This window comes from Parafrankia sp. EUN1f, from assembly GCF_000177675.1.
GTDB lineage: Bacteria > Actinomycetota > Actinomycetes > Frankiales > Frankiaceae > Parafrankia.
Genome location: NZ_ADGX01000368.1, coordinates 1 through 1,238, shown reverse-complemented (window position 1 = coordinate 1,238; position 1,238 = coordinate 1). Strand labels below are relative to the sequence as shown.

Genomic DNA, 1,238 nt, shown 5'->3' with positions numbered 1-1,238 from the left:
CCGNGGGGTGCAGCACCACACCACCTCGGCGAGCGGTGTCGCCGTCCAGATCGACTGGATCAGCGGCCGGACGCGCCAGGGCCGGTCGAGCATCGGCACGACGATCGTCAGGTCGGCTCCGAGCTCGGCGGCTGTGGCGGTCATGAAAGGTCGTCTCCGGGCTCGGCCTGGACCTGCACGAGGCTCGCCTTCCGGTATCGCGGCGAGCTCGGCTCGACGACGGAGTCGACGCGGAACGCCTGCCCGCCGCCGCGCAGCTCGTCGCCCCGCAGCACATCCGCCTCCGGCTCCAGGTAGGCGACGTGGGTCAGCTCGGCTCCGGCCTGCGCGGCGAGCACCCGCTCGGCGGCGGACGCCTCGTCGACCTTCGCCGGCACGGTGCCGGCCGGGAGCTGGGTGACGGTCTGCCCGCCGGCGCCGTCGTCCTCGGTGGCCGGCCGCCAGACCTCGAGCTCGCGGTTGAGCCGGTGCGTGATCCTCACCAGCACCACTCCGACGGCTGCACGGGCAGGTCTCCCTCCATCTGGATGGAGCCGATTCCGGACCGGCCGGCCGCGCGACGTACCGTCCGCAGCTCGGCCCGTGTGAGGAACAGGTCGGGGGACGCGTTGGCCATCTGCCAGCTGTGATCGCCGAGCGTCTCCCCGGTCAGACCGGACGGGTTCATGAGCTTGCGCTGGACCATGGCGACCACGACTGGCACCACCGCGGCCGGCGTCGTTACGCTCACCCCGTCGTCGGCGATCCAGTCGACGCCGGCCTCCAGGCGCACCAGCGCGCTCGCGTCGCCCAGGGCGGCGAGCAGCAGCTGCTGCTCACTCACCTCCAAGTCGTCGAGCACCCCGCCGGTGCGGGTGAGGTAGTCGACGAGGTCGACGAGCGGAGGCGGGCTGCTACTACTCGGGCCCGCGGGGATCGGCATCAGGCTGGCTCCGGTCCCAAGTTTTGGATTTCCCAGCTCAGCGGGTATCCGGAGCTTGCGTACAAGAGGCCCGCACCCGGCGCTTTCGCCGCGATGGCGAACGTGACCGTGCCGCCGGCGATGTCACCTGCCTGCACCGTGCGCCGCGCCGGACCACCGCGAACCACGAAGGTCGCGTTTCCGTACCAGCCAGGTAGGCCCTCAGTCGTCGGCGTGCTGGTGCCCGAGGACGCCGCCCAGACGATCGCGCTGGACACCACGATGACGAGGTCGAGATAGCTGGTGTTCGCGCCGGAGCGCAGCGCGTCCACGTGCA

General features: G+C 71.7%; 3 protein-coding genes. All 3 read right to left on the bottom strand.

The features are described 5' to 3' along the window. Positions 1-140 precede the first annotated feature (140 nt). Positions 141-482: a phage head closure protein gene (locus tag FREUN1FDRAFT_RS39130; protein ID WP_006545997.1), complete on the bottom strand. Its 342-nt coding sequence runs from the start codon at positions 480-482 to the stop codon at positions 141-143. Next, the gene (locus tag FREUN1FDRAFT_RS39125; RefSeq protein ID WP_006545790.1) at positions 479-922 is read right to left on the bottom strand and encodes a hypothetical protein; all 444 of its coding nucleotides are present in this window, start codon (positions 920-922) and stop codon (positions 479-481) included. The genes FREUN1FDRAFT_RS39130 and FREUN1FDRAFT_RS39125 overlap by 4 nt, the downstream gene beginning before the upstream one ends. Then, on the bottom strand, positions 922-1,238 hold a 317-nt coding region (locus FREUN1FDRAFT_RS39120; RefSeq protein ID WP_006545996.1), incomplete at its 5' end, for a hypothetical protein. The genes FREUN1FDRAFT_RS39120 and FREUN1FDRAFT_RS39125, both read right to left, overlap by 1 nt.